Source organism: Paenibacillus sp. FSL H8-0315 (assembly GCF_038005365.1).
Lineage (GTDB): Bacteria > Bacillota > Bacilli > Paenibacillales > Paenibacillaceae > Paenibacillus_AQ > Paenibacillus_AQ odorifer.
In genome coordinates, this window is sequence record NZ_JBBOTA010000001.1 from 2,033,020 (window position 1) to 2,054,891 (window position 21,872).

17 protein-coding genes and 1 tRNA gene are annotated in these 21,872 nt (G+C 47.0%); 5 read left to right on the forward strand and 13 right to left on the reverse strand.

Going from position 1 to position 21,872, the window contains the following annotated elements; translation table 11 throughout:
* Window positions 1–68: 68 nt before the first annotated feature.
* A complete protein-coding gene (locus MHB56_RS08795; RefSeq protein ID WP_076305678.1) occupies window positions 69–977 on the forward strand; it encodes a serine hydrolase domain-containing protein in 909 nt (302 codons plus the stop codon).
* A 480-nt stretch (window positions 978–1,457) separates the two neighbouring features.
* On the opposite strand, the gene MHB56_RS08800 is transcribed toward MHB56_RS08795, so the two are convergent.
* The 3 genes from MHB56_RS08800 to MHB56_RS08810 all read right to left on the reverse strand — a co-directional run bounded on the left by MHB56_RS08800 (window position 1,458) and on the right by MHB56_RS08810 (window position 2,440).
* Window positions 1,458–1,610 carry a hypothetical protein gene (locus MHB56_RS08800; RefSeq protein WP_248549553.1) on the reverse strand — a complete coding sequence of 51 codons (153 nt, stop codon included), beginning with the start codon at window positions 1,608–1,610 and terminating at the stop codon, window positions 1,458–1,460.
* A 190-nt stretch (window positions 1,611–1,800) separates the two neighbouring features.
* Window positions 1,801–1,874 (reverse strand) — tRNA-Arg (locus MHB56_RS08805).
* A 209-nt stretch (window positions 1,875–2,083) separates the two neighbouring features.
* On the reverse strand, window positions 2,084–2,440 hold the full coding sequence (locus MHB56_RS08810; protein ID WP_036686975.1) for a hypothetical protein: 357 nt from the start codon (window positions 2,438–2,440) through the stop codon (window positions 2,084–2,086).
* A 144-nt stretch (window positions 2,441–2,584) separates the two neighbouring features.
* Between MHB56_RS08810 and asnB the strand changes: the two genes are divergently transcribed.
* A complete protein-coding gene (gene asnB / locus MHB56_RS08815; RefSeq protein WP_076129204.1) occupies window positions 2,585–4,429 on the forward strand; it encodes an asparagine synthase (glutamine-hydrolyzing) in 1,845 nt (614 codons plus the stop codon).
* 113 nt (window positions 4,430–4,542) lie between these two features.
* Here asnB and MHB56_RS08820 read toward each other — a convergent pair whose 3' ends face one another.
* The 4 genes from MHB56_RS08820 to MHB56_RS08835 form a co-directional block, all read right to left on the reverse strand.
* Window positions 4,543–5,379 (reverse strand): aldo/keto reductase, encoded by an 837-nt coding sequence (locus MHB56_RS08820; protein WP_076146344.1) that lies wholly within the window; start codon window positions 5,377–5,379, stop codon window positions 4,543–4,545.
* A gap of 155 nt (window positions 5,380–5,534) precedes the next feature.
* Complete coding sequence (locus MHB56_RS08825; protein WP_036686965.1) at window positions 5,535–5,990, reverse strand: cupin domain-containing protein; 456 nt, start codon at window positions 5,988–5,990, stop codon at window positions 5,535–5,537.
* A gap of 102 nt (window positions 5,991–6,092) precedes the next feature.
* On the reverse strand, window positions 6,093–7,028 hold the full coding sequence (locus tag MHB56_RS08830) for an SPFH domain-containing protein (protein WP_076129203.1): 936 nt from the start codon (window positions 7,026–7,028) through the stop codon (window positions 6,093–6,095).
* On the reverse strand, window positions 7,028–7,462 hold the full coding sequence (locus MHB56_RS08835; RefSeq protein ID WP_076129202.1) for an NfeD family protein: 435 nt from the start codon (window positions 7,460–7,462) through the stop codon (window positions 7,028–7,030). The genes MHB56_RS08830 and MHB56_RS08835 overlap by 1 nt, the downstream gene beginning before the upstream one ends.
* A gap of 601 nt (window positions 7,463–8,063) precedes the next feature.
* Here MHB56_RS08835 and MHB56_RS08840 point away from each other — a divergent pair.
* Both MHB56_RS08840 and MHB56_RS08845 read left to right on the forward strand, forming a co-directional pair.
* A complete protein-coding gene (locus tag MHB56_RS08840; protein WP_341143485.1) occupies window positions 8,064–10,019 on the forward strand; it encodes a glycosyl hydrolase family 18 protein in 1,956 nt (651 codons plus the stop codon).
* Window positions 10,020–10,079: 60 nt separating this feature from the next.
* Window positions 10,080–12,506, forward strand: coding sequence for a glycosyl hydrolase family 18 protein (locus MHB56_RS08845; protein WP_341143486.1), 2,427 nt, complete (start codon window positions 10,080–10,082; stop codon window positions 12,504–12,506).
* Window positions 12,507–12,899: 393 nt separating this feature from the next.
* Here MHB56_RS08845 and MHB56_RS08850 read toward each other — a convergent pair whose 3' ends face one another.
* From MHB56_RS08850 to MHB56_RS08860, 3 genes are all read right to left on the reverse strand, one after another.
* Entirely contained in the window at window positions 12,900–13,556 is a 657-nt protein-coding gene (locus MHB56_RS08850; protein WP_076129200.1) for an XTP/dITP diphosphatase, read from the reverse strand.
* 1 nt (window position 13,557) lies between these two features.
* Entirely contained in the window at window positions 13,558–14,316 is a 759-nt protein-coding gene (rph, locus tag MHB56_RS08855; RefSeq protein WP_339169547.1) for a ribonuclease PH, read from the reverse strand.
* 163 nt (window positions 14,317–14,479) lie between these two features.
* Complete coding sequence (locus tag MHB56_RS08860; RefSeq protein WP_341144363.1) at window positions 14,480–15,613, reverse strand: GerMN domain-containing protein; 1,134 nt, start codon at window positions 15,611–15,613, stop codon at window positions 14,480–14,482.
* Window positions 15,614–15,882: 269 nt separating this feature from the next.
* Here MHB56_RS08860 and MHB56_RS08865 point away from each other — a divergent pair, with 269 nt between their 5' ends.
* Window positions 15,883–16,491 (forward strand): phosphatidylglycerophosphatase A family protein, encoded by a 609-nt coding sequence (locus tag MHB56_RS08865; protein ID WP_076129198.1) that lies wholly within the window; start codon window positions 15,883–15,885, stop codon window positions 16,489–16,491.
* Between the two features lie 1,689 nt (window positions 16,492–18,180).
* Here MHB56_RS08865 and MHB56_RS08870 read toward each other — a convergent pair.
* From MHB56_RS08870 to MHB56_RS08880, 3 genes are all read right to left on the reverse strand, one after another.
* Window positions 18,181–19,191, reverse strand: coding sequence for an MBL fold metallo-hydrolase (locus MHB56_RS08870; RefSeq protein WP_341143487.1), 1,011 nt, complete (start codon window positions 19,189–19,191; stop codon window positions 18,181–18,183).
* Between the two features lie 38 nt (window positions 19,192–19,229).
* Window positions 19,230–19,964 (reverse strand): class I SAM-dependent methyltransferase, encoded by a 735-nt coding sequence (locus tag MHB56_RS08875; RefSeq protein WP_076186340.1) that lies wholly within the window; start codon window positions 19,962–19,964, stop codon window positions 19,230–19,232.
* A gap of 152 nt (window positions 19,965–20,116) precedes the next feature.
* Window positions 20,117–21,808, reverse strand: a complete 1,692-nt coding sequence (locus MHB56_RS08880) for a glycoside hydrolase family 13 protein (RefSeq protein WP_341143488.1) — start codon at window positions 21,806–21,808, stop codon at window positions 20,117–20,119.
* Between the last annotated feature and the right edge of the window lie 64 nt (window positions 21,809–21,872).

Here is a 21,872-nt window from a genome sequence, read left to right on the forward strand (position 1 = left end):
TTCTAGTTTTTCTTTTTGTCACTTCGCTATCCTAGCTAGGAATATCAAGAGAAAGAAGGACTCTTTTTATGTTGAACATGGCTCCATTCGCAGCTAAGGCTCGTGAACGAAACCTGAATATCTTCAATGTTCGTGTGCTTCAAAACGGAAACCTTGTGGGAAAACTGGATCTCACGGAGGATATTCGGCGCTTGCAGCATTCCGTCAGCAAGTCTTTTACTTGTATGGCAGTAGGTTTTGCCATTGATGAAGGGAAGCTGACACTGGAAACAACGCTTAAAGATGTTTTTCCGGAGTATGCCTCTCCTCTTAAACCAACACCTCCATCCATGCAGCCCGGAGATATAACTTTGTTCGATTTGCTGCGAATGAGTACAGGGCACGACTCCCCTCCATTTTGGGCTGAAGAGAGATTAGCCTTGAAGGATAAAAATTGGGTGCAGCATTATTTGGCTCTGACTTTAGACAGAGCTCCCGGAGAGAAATTTACATACAGCAGCGGAGATACCATTATGATCTCTGCAATGGTGCAAGCCCGCGTCGGGCAAACCGTAAAGGATTATCTGGTACCTCGTTTGTTTGCACCTCTGGGCATAAACAATGTCGATTGGGAAACAACACCTCAAGGGGTAACCCTTGGCTGTGCCGGACTTCAGATTAACACGGAAGAGTTAAGCCGGTTTGGACAGCTGCTTTTACAGCAAGGAAAGTGGCAGGGCCAGCAACTAATTCCCGCAGCATGGATCGATTTTGTTACACAAAAACAGATCGACAATGATGGAAACGGCGACTGGGGAGAAGGATACGGCTGCCAATTCTGGCTCTGCTCCCACGACGCTTACCGTGCCGATGGCGCTCATGGACAATTCTGTCTTGTGGTGCCGGACGCTCAAGCAGTCATTGCAATTAACAGCATGGAAGATAACATGCAGGGAATCCTGGATACCGTCTGGGAGGAAATTTGGCCGCTTCTTTAGGAGCGGTCTTTTTTTATGACTTGAGGTTAGCGTGCGCATAATGGGTAATTTACATTCTTCGGCGATTAGTACATAACACCGCCAAGTAACCAGCACTGTTTGAGGCTGAGGAGGCTTGCGGACTCAGATGACGCTATTTACTCATTTATCGCCTTTTGAGCAACGTTTCGGACTCCAGCGCAGCTATTCCTGAGAAAGTAGCTCATTTGGGGCACGTTTGGCACCAATAGCGACGATGGAGTCCGATGACATCGCAAATCCCGCACTTTTCAGCATTTAAGGTCCTCTGTGTCCGATAGCTGCTGCGTATGTACAATATAAGTAACTAAACAGATGATAAGTAACTAAACACGCCCAAGCGTTCACACCAATAAATGCTCAAACCGTAAGTCCCCAACGCCAAACACGCCATGCAGTCAACACCAATAGATGCACAACACCAAGTAACCAGCATTACTTAGACTGAGGAGGCTTGCGGACTCAGATGACGTTATTTACTCTTTTATCGCCTTTTGAGCAACGTTTCGGACTCCACTGCAGCCATTGCTGAGAAAGTGGCTTATTTGGGGCACGTTTGGCACCAATAGCGACGATGGAGTCCGATAACATCGCAAATGTGGCACTTTTCAGCATTTAAGGTCATCTGGGTCCGATAGTTGCTGCGTATGTACAAATGTGGGCTAGATGCTGGAAGTTTGATGTTCAACGGTGAATCGAATTTCGACGTTTAGATCAAGAAGGAAGACAAAGCACCCCGTGTGTGACCTCGAACTAAAACTCGCGCACGCAAAAACAGCCTTCCCGAAGGAAGGCTGTTAATTGACGTCCCGGAAGGGATTCGAACCCCTGACCGTGCGCTTAGAAGGCGCATGCTCTATCCAGCTGAGCTACCGGGACATATAAGAAATAAATACTATGTATTGACGCAACGATATTTATTATACCTTATTCAGCGGATTTTTCAAGTCAAAACAACTTAGAAAAATAATAAAAGTGTTTCCGGTGCAGCTTTTTCACACATCAGCGTAACCACAGGAAATGAAAAAAACGGCATTTCTGCCGTCCTTTTCAGCCATTCCAGTGTGCATTTTACAAACCTTCGCTATTTACTCCAGCTTTCGAAAACGCTTCTCCAGCTGCTTTTTTAAATCCCCAAAAGTGAGTAATTCTCGTTGAAATTTGGAATGCTCATCTTCTGGCGACATAAAGTTGCTGCCTGTAAATGCACTCGAGGTCACATCTTGAAAAGCGTCATGCATATTGTTATCAAACCAATCGGTAGAGGTATCAGCATCATTAGTCAGAATACGGACAATCTCATATCCTTCTTCACGCCGATCCTCAACGATATACACCAAAAGCGCAGGATCACTAACAGCACCCGGCAAAACACCCACTTCTGCACAAGGCGCACCATCGTACTCCATCATTCTGCGAATTTTGGCGTCTTTAATATAATACACCTGTCATCCTTCCCTCCTGGCAAATTCCCCTCTCCCCTAGTGTTCGGATAAGGACATACATTTTATGCCTTCCTTCGGCATATATCTGTATTACTTGGCAAAAAAGTAAGGACAACAATCGCACAAAAGAGAGGATGAACCATCATGTGCGGAATAACCGGATTTATCCAGTGGCGCGGAGATCTCACTCAGCACTCGCAGCTGCTGGTCAAAATGACTGAAACTTTAGCAAACCGCGGCCCCGATGCAGCCGGAACCTGGATCTCAGGCCCCTGTGCTTTCGGTCACCGCAGACTTAGCGTTATCGATCCGGAGAACGGTGCCCAGCCCATGATCACCCGCCATGAGGAACAGGTATACGCGATTGTTTACAACGGCGAATTATATAACGCCCTCGAACTCAAACAGGAACTTAAGCAGCGAGGGCATCAATTCCGCACCCAGTGCGATACAGAAGTGCTGCTGCATTCCTATATCGAATGGGGGCCGGATTGCGCAGAGAAGCTCAATGGAATCTTTGCTTTTGCAGTATGGGACGGTCTTCGGGACCAAGTCTTTTTTGCACGTGACCGTTTAGGTGTGAAACCCCTGTTCTACAGCAAGGTTGATGATGTCCTGGTTTTTGGCTCAGAGCCTAAAGCGTTACTACAGCATCCCAAGGTACAACCAATCGTCGGTCCTGAAGGTCTCGCAGAAATCTTCATCATCGGTCCAGCGCGTACACCGGGTCATGGTGTTTATAAGGATATGCAAGAGCTTCGTCCAGGTCATGCTATGATCTATAGCCGTGAAGGTCTGCGCAGTTATGCCTATTGGAAGCTGGAGAGCGCAAAGCATACTGACAATGAAGCAGAGACAGCCGCTAAGGTGCGTGAACTGCTCCAAGATACACTCGAACGCCAACTGGTCTCAGACGTCCCTGTTTGCTCTCTTTTGTCGGGAGGGCTGGATTCCAGTGCGCTGACGGCACTTGCAGTGGATTACTACAACCGGAATGGTCAGGGACAAGTGGATACTTATTCCGTAGACTATGTAGATAACGACAAACATTTCAAAAGTCATACTTTCCAGCCGGGAGCAGATGGGCCCTGGATTAAACGAATGGTCGATGAATTGAATACAAATCACCACTACATCTCGTTCGATACTCCGGAGCTTGTAGAAGCGCTGGATAATGCTTTGTACACTAGGGATTTACCAGGGATGACCGATGTGGACTCTTCGTTGTACTTATTTTGCCGGGAGATTAAAAAGAACGCGACAGTAGCTATTTCCGGTGAAGCGGCGGATGAGATTTTTGGCGGATACCCTTGGTTCCACCGTGAGGAAATGCTCTCCTCAGGCACTTTTCCTTGGTCAGTTGCGCCGAAAATGCGTGCAAGTCTACTTTCCCCAGAAATTAACGAGTGGATTCGTCCACTGGAATATTTGGGTGACAGATATAGCGATGCGGTGGCTGAAGTTCCAAAGTTGGATGGAGAAACAGGAAAACAAGCACAAATGCGCGTAATGTCCTATCTGAATATCACCCGCTTCATGCCTACTCTGCTAGACCGTAAAGACCGAATGAGCATGGGCGCAGGGCTAGAGGTACGTGTTCCATATTGTGATCACCGACTCGTTCAATATGTATTTAATATTCCGTGGGAAATCAAGAATCTGGGGGGCCGTGAAAAAGGGATTTTACGTAAATCTCTTGAAGGCATTCTTCCAGACGATGTGCTCTACCGCAAAAAAAGCCCTTACCCCAAAACTCATAATCCTGCCTATTTAAATGCGGTACGAACTCAGGTATTAAACATTCTGGATGACTCCACTTCCCCCCTACTTCCGCTAATTGATGCTGCCAAAATCCGTGAGATCGCCGCTTCCCCGGAATCCTCAACCAATCTGCCTTGGTTCGGCCAGCTCATGTCCGGTCCTCAGCTGTTTGCTTACCTCGCCCAAGTGGATCTCTGGCTGCGTAAATATAACGTCTCCATCCAATAAGCACGTAGAGAACTGAGGTAACCGACAAGCCAAACAGCAAGTCCCCGTATCCGGTGGCTTGCTGTTTGGCTTGTATTTGCAATGATTACTCTACGATCTTATCTGAACGATCTTTAAAAGTTAAAGTTGTCCGGGTCCGGGCCAAATCGATGGTCTTTGTTCAAGCCCTCGATAGCTTTGACATCCTCGTCACTAAGCGTAAAGTCAAAGAATCCGGCATTCTCCTTGATTCGATCCGCATGTACGGATTTAGGTATCGTAATGACACCTTGCTGCAAATCCCAGCGAAGTACAATTTGAGCAGGGGTCTTGCCATACTTCTCAGCCAACTCGTTTAAGAGTGGTAGATCAAGATTCCCCTGCATTAATGGACTCCATGCTTCAAGCTGAATACCCTGTTCATTGGCATATTTCAGCAGCTCGCGCTGAGTCAACAGCGGATGGAATTCCACCTGATTCACCACAGGCACCACTCCGGTATCCTCGATGATATCTTTCAGATGATGAACCTGAAAATTGCTCACGCCGATAGATTTGATGAGGCCTTCTTTTTGCAGATGAATTAAGGCCTTCCATGTCTCACGATATTTTCCTGCCACCGGCCAGTGTATGAGATACAGATCTAGATAGTCCAGACCTAGCTTACGCCGGCTATCCTCGAACGCTTTTAGCGTAGACTCATAACCTTGATCAGGATTTCGTACTTTAGTCGTAATAAACAACTCATCCCGGGCCACTCCACAATCACGAATAGCTTGTCCTACCCCTTCTTCGTTATTGTATCCGGCTGCCGTATCAATACTGCGATATCCTAATTCCACTGCGGTTTTGACCGCATGAATAACCTCTTCGCCATCTTTAGTCTTATACACGCCAAGACCCAGCCACGGCATGGTCACCCCGTCATTTAAAGTAGGACCACCCGAGAACGGTGCATTTAATTCACTCATCGCTTAACCCTCCAAGCTTATTGTTATTTCGTTAAACATACTTAACCTATTTACCCACTTAAGAAGCAAACGCTACCATAAAAAGTATAGCAGATGGCTTCATCATTCCCCAAATCCTTATAAAAAAACGGAGGCGTAAGCGCCCCCGCTCTTCTTTATTTCTCAATTAGTTTGAAATCATCAAAATGGAATTCAGGAGAAACAATACAGGATACCAGCGTCGGCTCTTTGCCTAACGAGCGCGCGGCCTGCCATACTCCCGCTGGAACAACCACTTGTGGCTGCTGGCCTGCAGCAATATCGAGACCCAGAATAACTTCCTGCACATCCTCAGGCTTATCTCCATTACCTCCGAGACTTAGCACGATTGGACTACCGGAATGCCACAACCAAACTTCATCGGACAATACAGTATGCCAATCAGATTGTTCGCCTTCGTGAAGTAAAAAATAAATTGAAGATGCCGAATGACGTGATCCAGAATAGCTATCGCCTAACACTTCCTGCGAAATTTCAAATTCCGAATTCCAAAGTCTTTTGTACCAACCACCCTCAACGTGAGGCTGTAATCCAAGCAGTTCAACTAGCGGTGAAATTTCTTTTTGCGTCACAGTAGCTTCTCTCCTTCAAAGTTAGCATGAACAACAATAGCTTCGTATGCATAAGGTTGTTTTTGCTTTTTACTTTAACGGAATAAGCTCGAATTGTAAAATCTATTTACTGTCCTTGCTCGCTTTGAAGACTTCTGCAATCGCTCCAAGACTTCCCAGCGTTTCAACAGCGCTTGTTGGCAAGAACACTTTATTAGCAGGACCTTTGGCAATCTCAGCCAGAGCCTCGAAGGAACGATAAGCCAGAACATGCTCATCCAGACCTGCCGAACGAATTAGCTCAATGCGTGATTTTTCTGCTTCTGCCACGGCTTGAATCGCTTTAGCCTCACCGTGTGCTTCCAGCTCTTGCGCCTGGCGAGAACCCTCCGCTTGACGGATACGCGCTTCTTTATCGCCTTCTGCTTTTAGAATCTTACTTTGTTTATCCCCTTCAGCGCGTAGGATCATATCCTGCTTGGCAGCTTCCGCCTCCAAAACAATGGCACGTTTGCTCCGCTCTGCTTTCATCTGCTTATCCATCGCTTCCTGAATATCCAACGGCGGTTTGATATCGATAACTTCCACACGCTCGATCCGCACGCCCCACTTCTCAGTAGCTTCATCGAGAGCAAGACGGATATCCGTCGAAATCTTTTCCCGTCCAGACAAGGTCTCATCCAATTCCAGCTTACCGATGATTTGCCGCATTGTTGCCGTCGAAATGTTTCTTACCCCATACACATAATCAGAAATACCATAAGTAGCTTCCTCTGGTCCAACCACCTGGTAGAAAATAATCGTATCAATCTGCACCTGCACGTTATCCTTTGTAATTACCGTTTGCGGAGGTACATTCGCTTGTTGAATCCGTAAATCATGGTACGTGCGCACCTGATCAATTACAGGAATCAGAATGTTCAACCCCGGTGTCAGCAGACGATTAAATTTACCGAGCCTTTCCACTACGCCTACCCGTTGCTGTGGTACGATTTTGACTGTTAATGCCACAAAAACTACGACCACTACAATAATAATTGCGATAATTGCCCATTGCATTAGTTCATTTCCCCCCATCGTTCTACTTCGATAATCGTCGTGCCTCTTTTCACTACTCTTACAACCTCATCCTTGCCCAGATTCTGATCAGAGCTCGCGCTCCACGTATCTCCGCCTACCTTCACTTGCCCGTAACGTCCCTGCTCTATCGGCTCAACAACTACTCCTTGCCTACCGATGATTTCTGTACCTGTATCCTTGAACCCACGTGAATGGCGAAATCTTGAAACCAGTGGTTTCGAGAATATAGTCAGACCAAGTGCGACCAGTGATCCAAGGACCACCTGAAACAAAATGGCTTCGGGAACAATCAGCGACACCAAACCTGCGGCCAAAGCACCAATACTAAGCCACAATAAATAAAAAGTAAGCGTCATCATCTCAACAACAAACAGGACACCGGCTGCGATCAGCCAAAACACCCACACAACCATCGGTGAGCCCACCACCTTCCGTATGATACTACTATAACGAAAAGAAACATCGATGCGTTGCATAGTTCCATAAAAAAATATTTCAGGCATGTATATGATTTATATTCATTACATCGGTGGTTATGTGTTTCTTCATGAGTTTCTTGATAAAAGCGAGTATACAAATCCAAAAGGGTTCACTTTTTGAAGAGTCACTATAAATTAGAAAATTGTCCCCCTATATCACCTGATTTTATCCCTAGCGCAATTGCAAGCTATGCTTGAGAATAAGAGTTACCATCACCCATTTATATCTAATTCATCCTAATTATCCAACTTCCAAACATCCTCCTCTATTCATTCAAACCATACACAGCATGTTACATCTTTAAAAATCCATGAAACAGCAGCACACAAAAAGCATAAAAGAAAGCGCTTACTGATTGGGTAAGGCTTGATTTGGACCGCTGCTTTTTTGCTGCTGAATCTACGAATTGATCTTCAATAGAATGATAGAAACGCCAAGGGTGATGGTGCACTAGAACCGACGGGAGGTGAAGGTCAGGACATCTTGCCGAAAAGAATTTCGAACTACACTTTGAATATAGGAGGTAGAAATTCAATGATCTTCACGAAAAAAGCTTCACGCAAAACCTTTGCAATTGCGATGATCGCCGCGCTTGTTCTGACACTCTTTTCCACCTTGGGCGGCAGTCCCAAAACAGCCAACGCCGCACAGGATTACAAACTGGTTGGTTATTACGCTTCATGGGCCGCTTACGGGCGTGCTTACAATGTAACTGATATCGATCCTACCAAAATGAATGTCATTAACTACGCTTTTGCGGATATTTGTTGGAATGGAATCCATGGCAATCCCGACCCCACCGGCCCTAATCCGGTGACCTGGTCTTGCCAGAATGAGCAAGGCCAAGCCATCAGCGTTCCGAACGGTACGATTGTTCTTGGTGACCCTTGGATTGACACTGGAAAAAGCTTCGGGGATGACAAATGGGATGATCCCATCAAAGGTAACCTGAAGCAGCTATGGAAGCTTAAGGAAAAGAACCCGAACCTGAAGACCCTAATCTCCGTTGGGGGCTGGACCTGGTCGAACCGTTTCTCGGATGTAGCTGCGACAGCTGCGACCCGTGAGGTTTTTGCCAATTCCGCGGTTGATTTTATTCGAAAATACAAGATGGACGGCGTGGATCTCGACTGGGAATATCCAGTAAGTGGTGGACTCGCAGGCAATAGCTACCGTCCTGAAGATAAAGAAAACTATGTACTGCTGCTGCAAAAAGTTCGCGAAAAGCTGAATACAGCCGGCGCGGCGGATGGAAAAACCTATCTGCTGACCATTGCTTCCGGAGCAGGCCCAACGTACATCAACAATAATAATCTGGCTGGCATTGCTTCCGTTGTAGACTGGATCAATATTATGACCTATGACTTTAATGGGAGCTGGAACACCACCACCGGACATAATGCTCCGTTGTACTATGATCCCGCAGCTTCCGCTTCGGGCTTAACCGAACCGCAAAATTTTAACATCGATAAAGCGGTAACCTCCTATCTTGCGAATGGTGTACCTGCGAACAAGCTTGTACTTGGCATGGCTTTTTACGGTCGTGGTTGGGGCGGAGCTCCTGCTTCAGGAAACGGCCAATATCAGGTGTCCGCTGGCATCTCACCAACGGGTACATGGGAAAAAGGCAGCTATGATTTCTATGATCTCGAAGCCAATTATATCAACAAAAACGGTTATACCCGCTATTGGAATGATATATCCAAAGTGCCTTATCTCTATAATCCAACAAATCAAACCTTTATCAGTTATGACGACGTAGAATCCTTTGGCCACAAGATCAGCTACCTGAAGTCCAAAGGTCTTGCAGGTGCTATGTTCTGGGAAACAAGTGGTGACCGGAACAAAACACTAACCAATAAACTAAACGCCGATCTTGGTGGCGGAGTGGTGCAGCCGACACCGACACCATCCACATCACCAACACCTACTGCAACTCCAACCGCTACACCTACTGCAACTCCAACTGCAACACCAACACCAACGCCAACCCCAACGCCTACACCGGGACAATGTTCAGCAGCGACCTGGGGTGCAACAACCGTATACACTGGCGGACAGCGTGTCTCCTACAATGGCTCAGTCTATGAAGCCAAGTGGTGGACGCAAGGGGATCGTCCTGATCTTAGCGGAACTGATGGGGTCTGGAAATTCATCAGCGTATGCGGAACAGCGACACCAACACCAACTGCAACTGTGGCCCCAACTTTAACACCTACGGTAGCACCAACGGTAGCACCAACGCCTACCGCAACCGTTGCACCTACGCCTACTTTAGCGCCAACACCAACTGCAACCGTTGCACCTACACAAACTCCTTTACCTACCGCTACGCCTACTTCGGAAGGGTCTAGCTGGGGAACAGGCGTTGCGTACAAAACAGGTGATGTCGTCGCTTATAACGGAAAAACATATACCTGCTTGCAGCCCCACACTTCACTTCAGGGCTGGGAGCCAGCCACCACACCTGCGCTATGGAAGCTCAATTAAAGACTTGCTGGAAGCATCGTTCCTGAAATAACATTATCCCCCTTTGGAGGTATATTAAATATGATTGCAAAAGCACGTGCTAAGCGCAAAATATCCATAAGTTACCTTGCTGCGCTAATGAGCCTAATCGTTCTGGTTCCACTTTACACCGGGACAGGTGCATCCTTACCAGTGGCCCATGCCGCGGAAACAACACCTTCCGCTCCCGCTCCAGCAGCTGATCACCCTCGTAAAATCGTTGCTTACTTCCCAGAGTGGGGCGATCAGGAGAACAAAGGATTTTACACCGTAGACAAGATTCCGTGGGATAAAATTACCCATATTAACTACGCCTTCGCCAAGGTAAATCCTCAAACGAACAAGATTGATCTCATGGACCGTACAGCTGCAATCGAAAAAGACTATCCCGGTCAGCTGACCACCCTGCCTTTTAAGGGGCATTTTAACCAACTGGTTAAGTACAAACAGCTCTATCCTGATGTCCGCACCCTGATTTCTGTTGGCGGCTGGTCGGGTTCCGGAGGGTTCTTCAACATGGCGAATTCAGAAGCCGGGCGAGAAGCTTTTGCCAATAGTGTTGTGGATTTTCTGCGTACCTATCAGTTCAACGGAGTAGACATCGATTGGGAGTACCCTTCTGGCACTGGGCAGTCCGGTAATCCTAACGATTTTGCCGTGGCAGAACCGCTGCGTACAGTTAATTACAACAACTACGTTCTTCTTATGAAAAAACTCCGCGAAAAGCTCGATCTGGCAGGTGCTCAAGACAATCAGAAATATGACCTGACCATTGCGGCCACCGCCTCTTCCTGGATTCTTGGGGGCATGAAGCTTGGGGAAGCCAATCAGTATTTAGACTGGGCGAACCTTATGACCTATGATTTCCATGGGGCTTGGAATGGATATGTAGGGCCGCATTCTGCATTGTACCCGGATTCCCGCGATACTGAAACTGCTGCGCTGGGCACTCCGGTTCTGAATACCGACTGGGCGGTCCGATACTATCTTGGAACGCTTCCTCCGGAAAAAATCGTGATCGGAGTTCCTTATTATTCACGAGGCTGGAAAAATGTGAATGGAGGCATCAACAATACCGGCCTTTACGGCACAGCTCCGACAACCGGTGGGGGAGCAGATGGCCAATACGGGATCTGGAATGATCCCGCACCAGAGCAGCCTGCTGGTGCAAATCCGATCTGGCATGTGCTAAATCTGCTCAAAGATCCAGCGAATAAGCGTTACTTCGATCCTGTTACCAAAACACCGTACTTATTCAATGCAGACAAGAAGATTTTTCTTACGTATGAAGATAAGGAATCTCTTGGCTACAAGCTGGATTACATCAAGCAAAAAGGCTTGGGAGGTATGATGTTCTGGGAACTAACGGGCGATTACTCTGAGCAGAGCGATGGCACTTATACGTATGGCAATTCTCTGACCGATTTTGCCTATGATCAGCTGAAGACAGCCTCGCCGCCGGGCGGAGCTCCTAAGCCGCAGTTGCCTGAACCTAAAAACTTCAACCTCAGCTTCAGCGGCGCCTATGATCATCCGAACTATACCTATTCATTAAAAATAACGAACAATACCGGCACAGATATTTCCGGTGGCTGGAAGCTGGAGTTCGACCTGCCAACAACTACAACCCTAACCTCGGCATGGGGAGCCGGTAGCGTTGAGCAAATCTCCACGGCCTGGGATTTCAACCGCTACCGTATTACAGGTACAGCTACTCAAACTATTGCGAATGGAGCTTCACTTGAAATTCCGGGTATGATGAAGCTGAATTTTTCAGGCGGTCCACAGCGAATCACCCTGAACGGAAACTCGTCCCAACAGGAATACGATAAACTGTACGGAGGCATTACGCCAACACCAACACCGTCTGCATCACCGACAGCAACACCTACTCCTACGACTACACCAACACCAACGTCTACTCCAACGGCAACACCGACTCCGACGGCAACCGTGACGCCTACGCCAACTGTAGCGCCAACACCTACTCCTACGCCGGGACAATGCTCGGCAGCGACCTGGAATGCGGCAACCGCATATACTGGCGGACAACGCGTTTCCTACAGCGGCTCACTCTATGAAGCCAAGTGGTGGACACAGGGAGACCGTCCCGATCTTAGCGGACCGGACGGTGTCTGGAAATACATCAGCGTGTGTGGAACAGCAACGTCTACACCAACGGCAACTGTAGCTCCAACAGTAACACCGACGGTGGCACCGACGCCTACTGCAACCGTTACTCCAGCGCCTACGGTGGCACCGACGCCCACCGCAACCGTAACACCGACGCAAACTCCATTACCGACTGCTACTCCTACTTCGGGAGGGTCTAGCTGGGTAACAGGAGTTGCTTATAAAGTAGGTGATGTCGTCGCCTACAGTGGAAAAACGTATTCCTGCTTGCAGCCTCACACTTCACTTCAGGGGTGGGAGCCAGCTTCCACACCTGCTCTTTGGAAGCTGATATAATCCGGTACTCTCCTTGATTCCAACAAGGAGAACATCCCATTATTAGTGCAGAGTCATACTCATTCTCTGGGGCTTTCGTTACGGACCCAGTTGACGTTATTTACAAATTTCAAGCCTTTGGAGCTGTGTTTCGGACTCCAGTGCTGCTATTCCCTATAAAATGCTTCTTTCGGGGTGTTTTTCGTGCCCATAGCGACTTTGGGGTCCGTTCGAATCTCAAATATCGGATAAAGCTGCGTTTAAGGTCAGCTGTGTCCGGGTAGCCGCTTCATACGGGTGAATGTGCTAGAATCGAACGAAGTTTGATGCTTTGTTTAAGGGGAAGGAATAAAAAACGGGGGTGCCCAGCAGCCATTTCGCGGCTTTTGGACACCCCCACTTTTATATAAAAATCTATTCCTGCGATAAGCCGCCTTCGGCTGCCAGTTTTTTCTCCAGCTTTGCCGTCAGCAGTCGCAGTGCAGTTCCTCGATGGCTAATCTGCTGCTTCTCTTCCAGCGTAAGCTCGGCCATAGTTTTTTCATGTTCCGACAGATAAAATAGCGGGTCGTAACCGAAACCGCCAGCACCTGATGGTTCTGAAGTAATCCAACCTTCGACCGCACCTTCTGCGGTTAGCTCCTGCTTGGAAACTGGATCGTACAGCGATAAAGTACAGACGAACCTAGCTGTGCTCAGCAAAGGCTGATCTGTGTCTTCCCCCTGTTTCAATCTCTCTAGCTCGCTAAGCAGCTTCAGGTTATTTTCCCCATCCGTAGCGTCTTCACCGGCAAAACGTGCAGAGTACACACCCGGTCTGCCATCCAAAGCATCTACACAAAGGCCCGAATCATCAGCGAGTACCGGAATTCCAAGTGCATCACCTACGGCTTTGGATTTTTTAAACGCATTCTCTGCAAAAGTAGCCCCGTCTTCCACCACATCGGGCAGATGCGGATAGTCATACATACTCTTAACTGTCAGGCCCAGCGGGGCAAAAGCGTGCTCGAATTCGCGCACCTTCCCCTTATTCTTCGTTGCGACAATGAGAATATTGCCCGTGGAATTCATGTTACACCTCTTGGCCCGGTTGGCCGGAAGGGATTTTCAGAGCAATCACTCCGAGCGCTTCTTTTTGCGCCGCAATCAGTTCATAAATTCCCTTCTCACCTAGACCTAATAATAGGTCCAGCTCTTGACGCGAGAATGGTCTTTCTTCGCCAGTCCCTTGTACCTCAACAAAAGCACCGCCGCCGGTCATGACTACATTCATATCCACTTTGGCTTTGGAATCCTCTTCATAATTCAGATCGAGCAATGTTTTATCCCCTACAACACCTACACTAATTGCTCCCAAAAAGTCTGTAATAGGAAAAACAGCCAGCTTGTGCTGTAGTGCAATTTTATTAATAGCAAATGCCATGGCAACAAAAGCGCCTGTTATCGAAGCCGTCCGAGTTCCCCCATCCGCCTGAATCACATCACAATCCAGCGTAATACTACGTTCACCTAACGCTTGTAAATTCACCACAGAGCGAAGCGCACGGCCGATCAGCCGCTGGATCTCCATTGTACGTCCGGTAAGTTTACCGCGTGCAGCTTCACGTTGATTACGGGACTGGGTGGCCCGAGGAAGCATCGAATATTCGGCAGTTACCCAGCCTTTTCCTTGTCCTTTAAGAAACGGAGGCACTTTTTCCTCTACAGTAGCCGTACAAATAACTTTGGTGTCTCCCATCTCAATGATCACGGAGCCCTCAGCATATTTATTCGTTTGGGTCGTTATTGTCAGCGGCCGTAATTGGTCGTCAGTTCGCCCGTTTGATCTCATCTTTTCTGCCTCCTACATCGTATAGCTAATAGTTTAGTGTGAGTCCCGTTTCCCTGTTGTTCATTGCGGCAGTTCACCGTTCGGGACGTTACGTCTTTTTGAGCAACTTTTATTCTACCAAAGAGGAGGCACAAAAGCATCTTTTAAACCTTAGAAGGTCATTCTATAACGGGAGCTCGTTCAAAAATTCAGGTGCAGAAACAGGTTTGCTATAGTCCACATTGTCAGTGTCGGTAATCGATTGTTTGCCGTTCAAACGAATTTGAACCAGAGCATCTTCCGTATTTTGCGCAACAGTCAGAACAACCGATTCCAGTAATTCGGCAGGAACTTCCTTCCCATCTGCGAACATATCGTCAGTCAAGGATACAGTAACAACACCGTTTTGTCCGGCTTCAACCGAATCAAGTGATGTGCCCTGTGTCATAACCATTTCCAGACCGTCTCCGGATTCAGGTCCCGCAATCAGCTCATTGATAGCAGCAGTCAGCTGCTCTTGCCCTGCGGGTACAAAGCGCGTAACCGGAACATAATATTGGATACCGTCAGGAGATGTTGTGGAAAAATAAACAGTAACCGCACTAGAGTTCATCAAAGATGGACCTTGTTTAGGCAGGTTAATGCCCATTGTACGGGACAGCGGGCGATCCAGCGGAGTACCTTGAAGCGGCATTTCCGTAAGCTTTTTACCATCTACCCAGAACTGTACACCTTTAATGTCATCTTGACCGGTAAGTGTCCAAGTGATCGCTTCAAGGATTTTGCGTTCATCCGCAGCATCATAGTTGTTAAATTCCGAAGTGAACTCAACAACTGCCAAATTCGACTTGTCTACCGTAATGCTTTGCACCTCAGTTCCAGCTGGTAGAATGCCTTGGAAGCCTTCTGGCAATGAGGACGCATATTCTCCCTTATTCACTAATGCCATTAAAGAGTTCTTGAGCGTGCTGGAATCTTTGCTTTTTGGCAGATTTAGCGACACTGGAGCGAGTAAGCCATTTCCATCTTCCAAATATACGGTCGTCCGGTCACCGGAAGCCGTTGCTTTATCCGTTGCTTTAGCGGCTTTGGTGCTGTCCTTCACAACTGCTTGTGCATCATCCTGAGCCACTGGACCAAATACACCTGAATCCAAAGTATTATTTCCCTCTGTCTGTAACATCTGCGCTTCAACCTCAGGTGGCGGAGCATCAATCGATGCTGATTCCGAACCGAACAAGCCGCAACCGGACAGTGCCAGTGGAACTGCGAGTAGGCAGACTGCGGAAATCCCGCGGATTTGTTGCATTGTTTTCATCATTTATTACCCCTTTCAAGGTTAGATAGCATTTGTACTGCTATGTATACGAGACCTTTGTCCAAAAAATAACAACTGCTTATCCTAAATTGTTGGAAAAGCCTGTGCGCTTTATTTTCAGGTTAGGTTGGATCTAGATTTTAATTCATATAGACTCCGTTTTCTGGACAAATACTTTTTCTAAACGTACAATCTGAGATAACACCAGCACTTAACATCATGCTAACGAACGTTGTAATGCAAAGACTTAACTTACGAGGTGACTAATCATGGCTGATGAACCAATCGCAAAAATACCTTACAGTCTGAACAGCAAGGCAGTCGCAGATGCGACCAAAATGTGGTTGAATAAGCGTGGAGTAAACCTGCAGGAAATCGCAGAGCTCGTAATGTTTCTGCAAAAAAAATATTATCCAAACTTAACGATGGAAGAATGTGTCCATAACGTTGAGATGGTACTCAGCAAACGAGAAGTGCAAAATGCGGTACTTACGGGCATTCAATTGGACATGCTCGCGGAGGAGGGGAAGTTGTTTCCACCGCTTCAGGATATGATCGAAAATGATGAGGGATTATACGGAGTGGATGAGATTCTGGCTTTCTCCATCGTAAATGTATATGGCAGCATTGGCTTCACCAACTATGGTTATGTGGACAAGCTTAAGCCAGGCGTTCTTGAACGGTTGAACGACAAAAACACCGGGCAGATTCACACCTTCCTCGACGATATCGTCGGCGCGGTAGCCGCTGCAGCTAGTAGCCGAATCGCACACCGTAAGCAAGCGGAGCGTGAGATAGACCTCGAACTTCCGCATTCGCCTGAGGATCGCGAAGAAGCTGCAAGGAAACTTGCAGAACATGAAAAACAACCGGAGTAACCGGTGTTTTGGGTACACTCTGAGAATTAAAAAGCGATTGTTTCGTAACCCTTGCGGGTTATGAGACAATCGCTTTTTTTAAGGTTGGGTTGGGTTGGGTTGGGTTGGGTTGGGACCGTTTTAGGGAAAAACTCCCTAAAAAATACCGAAAATCGTTCAAAACCTAAGTTATTAGGGAATTCTTCCCTAATAACTCTACGAAAACCTTAATTTATAGCTACATTCATAGATTATTAGGGAGATATTCCCTAATATCCGCTCTACACCCCAACAAACCTCAATAAACAGGGAGAAATTCCCCAATTAGTCAATACCAGCACTTAGTTACTCGATAAGATGTGTTTCTACCCACGAATAGCGGCATCTGAGTCCGAATGTTCTGTGTGACGCATGAGTAAAGTAATCAAATGTTAGTTTGGTAATGCGATCGGACTCAGGTGACACTATACTCACATATCCCCTTTGATTTGGACACTTTCGGACTCCAGGGTCGCTATTCATTCAAAAATGACCAATAACAACCCATTATTCTAGCAATAACGCCTCTCCGGTCCGATACTAACCTCATAAGTACCAAAACCCACGAATAGCGGCTTCTGAGTCCGAATGATCTGTGTGACGCATGAGTAAGTAATCAAATCTGAGCAAGAATGATCAGCATGACGCATGAGTAAAGTAATCAAATGTTAGTTGGTAATGCGATCGGACTCAGGTGACCCTATTTCCATAAAACACCTTTGATTTAGTCACTTTCGGACTCCAGAGTCGCTATTCACTCAAAAATGACCAATAACAACCCTCTGCACTAGCAATAACGCCTCTACAGTCCGATACTAACCTCAAAAGTCCCAAAACCCACGAATAGCTGCATCTGTGTCCGAATGATCTGTGTGACGCATGAGTAAGTAATCAAATCTGAGCCTGAATGACCAGTGTGACGCACGAGTAATGTAATCAAATGTGAGTCCAAATGATCAGCATGACGCATGAGTAAAGTAATCAAATGTTAGTTTGGTAATGCGATCGGACTCAGGTGACACTATACTCACATATCCCCTTTGATTTGGACACTTTCGGACTCCAGAGTCGCTATTCACTCAAAAATGACCAACGACAACCCTCTGCACTAGCAATAACGCCTCTCCGGTCCGATACTCACCTCAAAAGTCTCAAAATCCACGAATAGCTGCATCTGAGTCCGAATGACCTGCATAACGCATAAGTAAAGTAATCAAATGTTAGCCCAAATGATCAGTGTGACGCATAAGTAAAGTAATCAAATGTTAGTCCAAATGATCAGCGTGACGCATGAGTATGTAATCAAATGTTAGTCCAAATGATCAGCATGACGCATGAGTAAAGTAATCAAATCTGAGTCCAAATGATCAGCGTGACACATAAGCAAAGTAATCAAATGTTAGTCTAAATGATCAGCGTGACGCATGAGTATGTAATCAAAGGTTAGTTTGGTATTCGGTCGGACTAAGGAGCTCAATATTCATATAAATAACCGAATTATACTCTCTGCTTAGTCACTAAAACCAAAACCCAAAAAAAGAGCAGTCCCAATAACACAGGACTGCTCTGTACCTCTACTCGATCATAACCTTCATATCTCAATTCATTTCATCATTCATCACTCATCACTCATCACTCATCATTCATCACTCTTCGATCCCGCTAGAAACTCTAACTAACATGGTCTCCAGCACTTTCAGATGCTGCAAACAATATAGCACCGTCCGCCTCTATCATTACCGCTTGCTCCCGGCGCATTAACTCCGCTAAATGCGCAAGTGTCTCACTCATTGCAAAGCGCATCTGGTGAACGGTGGTTACCCGGCTGCGAAACAGAATTTCGCAGACGGCGAAGCCGCTCAGCGGGCCGTTTGCGAGCAAGGCTGCCGTGGTATCCAGCCGCTCCTCATGATGAGCGAGCAGGCTGCTGACCCGATGCGCGAAGCCCGTGAACGGTTCCCGATGACCCGGGAACGCCATGCTGACCGGGTAGCTCCCCAGCTCCCGCAGCCCCTGAACAAACGTCTGCAGCGGCTGTGGATCGCTGCCTGGAAGCAGGCTGACATTGGGCGAAATCTGCGGCAGCACAGCATCGCCGCAGATCATTTGCCCGCTGCCCGCATGATAGAAACTCACATGTCCCGGTGCATGTCCGCCAGTTACAATCAATTTCCATTCACGGCCACCCATCCCGAAAGGCTCTACCTCATTCAGATAAGTTACAACCGGCTGCGGCTCCACTTGCGCGTCAAAGCTCTCCAAATGCGCTTTTATTCCACTCGACCATTCTTCCGACATTCCGTGTCTGATGAAATATAACGGCAAAACTTCATTGATATCCGTGTCACCGCCCCACATCAACATCGCTTCGGCATGAGCACGTTCAGTCATCCATACTTTACATCCGGTCTGCGACTGCAACCATCCCGCCAATCCATAATGATCGGGATGATGATGCGTTACGACGATATCCCGCACGTCCTTCCACGACAATCCCAGCTCCTGCAGGATCGCATGCCAGCATTTTTCTGTCTCCGGGCTACGCGGACCCGGATCGATAATAGTAATTCTGCCATCCTCATCGGGAAGAATATAGCTGTTCACTTGACGAAGCGGCGAGTCCATGGGTACCGAGACCTGAAGAATGTTCTCGTCCCATGAAGTGATATCCGCCTTAGACATGGTGCGATCACCGCCTTTGAATCTTTTTCCTGATACCATTACGATCGAATTCCACTAAAAATCATCCGCGTGGAGCTTGCTGCATTATAAACCTCATCTTCATAGCTGCCATGCACAGCTTCGAGCTGTAAACCCGCTTCCTCGATCATTCCGCTGAATTTCTCCAAGGAATACAGCTTCACACGTTCATGATATTGACGAGGTGTAGAATCATTCTTAGAGGTTAAAATGATGTCCTTCTTCACATACCCATCCTCGATCCGCCGCGACTCATCAATCAGATTCTTTCCATCCTCACGGGTAGAATGCGGCACCAGATGACGAATCACATACGCAGGGTTCAGATAATCAATAACAAACTTGCCACCCGGCTTCAACATCCGATAGATTTCACGCAAAACCTTTACCTGCTCCTCATCCTCTTCAAAATAACCAAAGGAAGTGAATAGATTAACCACAGCATCGAAACCTCCTATTAACGGTAGGTCGCGCATGTCAGAACGCAGCCAAGTTACCTGCTCCGCTCCTTTTTGAGATCTTGCCTCACGCAGTAATACCTCTGATAAATCTACTCCAGTTACCTCGTACCCTGCTTCCGCAAGTGCCAGTGAATGACGTCCCATCCCACAACATAAATCCAGCACTTTGGAGCCTGGCGGTAGTCCCAGCCACGAGATCATTCGTTCAACTTCTTTACGAGCTCCGCCAAAGTCTCGATGTTTGTATACGACCAGATAATCCTCTCCGAAGCTCTTTTCATACCATTCAGTCATGTTGTCTCTCCTCCCACAGGCGTCTTCCTGTAACTCCACTCTATGTATGTTAATGTATCGCCATTGTACAGTCTTTTACTCACAAACTCAAAGAAGAGTTGTCACAGTGGAGCGCTCAGCCCCTTCATGACAACTCATTCCTGTAGCTTCCCTTACACAAGCTGCTGCAAATATACTCGTGCTTCATAAGGACGAAGTTTAAGCGGTTGGATCTGCTCATCTTTTTCCACGGAATAATTAGAAATTAACAGCTCTATATTGTCTGGTTGGAACTCCGCTGGCCATTCGAATACAGGCTCTCCATCATAAAAATTCAGAATAACCAGCAGCCGCTGATCTTCTAATGTCCGAGTATACGCATATATCTCTGTATGCTCTGCGAGCAGCAGCCCGTAGGCTCCATAAACGATGACTTTGTGTTTTTTTCTCAGGGCAATCAGCTGTTTATAGTAGTTGTAGATGGAATCGGGATCTTTAATCGCATTGCCAGCGTTGATCTCCATATAGTTGGAATTTACTTCAATCCAAGGAGTGCCCGTCGTAAAACCACCTGCGTGACCATCGTCCCACTGCATCGGGGTGCGGGCATTATCCCGGCTTTTATAATGAATGGCAGACATAATCTGCTCTTCTGGAATGCTGTTTTTTCGCTTTTCTTCATAATAATTAAGCGTCTCTACATCCCGGTACTCATCAATGGATTCGAAACAGACATTCGTCATACCAATTTCTTCGCCTTGATAAATATAAGGTGTGCCTTCCAGCATGTGAATGAAGGTCGCCAGCATTTTAGCCGAAGGAATCCGGTAAAAAAGGTCGTTCCCAAACCGGGACACTGCGCGCGGCTGGTCATGGTTGCAGAGATAATTCGCATTCCAGCCTTTGTCATGCAGAACCGTCTGCCAATTACTCATAATCTTTTTCAGCTCCAGTAGACTCCATGGGACGACATCCCATTTTCCACTACCTGCCGAAGCGGCATCCAGAAACATATGCTCAAACTGAAAAGTCATATTCAGCTCTCTACGCCCGTCCCCTACATAATCTAGCGCCTGCTCCGGTCCAAGTCCTGAGGTCTCTCCTACCGTCATAATATCGTAGAAATAAAGCACTTTATCATATAAATTCTGTAGCAGGGTATGCACATCTGCCAGATTGGAGAACATTCCATAAGCCCTTACGGTAGGTGTTCCACCTGGATTATCCGCATCCGGGTACCCTTTCGTCTTCACGATATGTGCAATGGCATCAAAGCGGAATCCGTCCACACCCTTCTTCAGCCACCATTCCACCATCTCATGCAGCTTATCAATGACCACCGGATTCTCCCAGTTCAGATCAGGCTGATATTTGGAGTAAAGGTGAAGGTAATATTCATCCGTCCGCGGATCAAGCTCCCACACCGAGCCACTGAAATAAGACTCCCAGTTATTCGGGGGTCCCCCATTTTTTCCTTTTCGCCAAATATAGTAATCCCGTTTCGGATTATCTTTCGACGATCTAGATTCAACAAACCATGGGTGCTCATGTGACGTATGGTTCAGAACCAAATCCATCATCAGCTTCATCCCACGTGCGTGCATCTCCCTCAGCAAATGGTCAAAATCATCCATCGTGCCAAATTCCTTCATAATGTCACAGTAATCACTGATATCATAACCGTTATCATGGTTTGGTGATTTATAAATAGGGCAGACCCAAATCACGTCTACACCTAAATCCTGCAGATAATCCAGTCTGGATATGATTCCTTGCAAGTCTCCAATCCCATCTCCGTTACTATCCATGAAGCTAATCGGATAAATTTGGTACACGACACTCTCTTTCCACCATTTCGGGTTCATTTCTCGGTTACCTCCTATTTAGCTATATGTAGAGTTTAACCACACAAAGCCTAGTAGATAACAA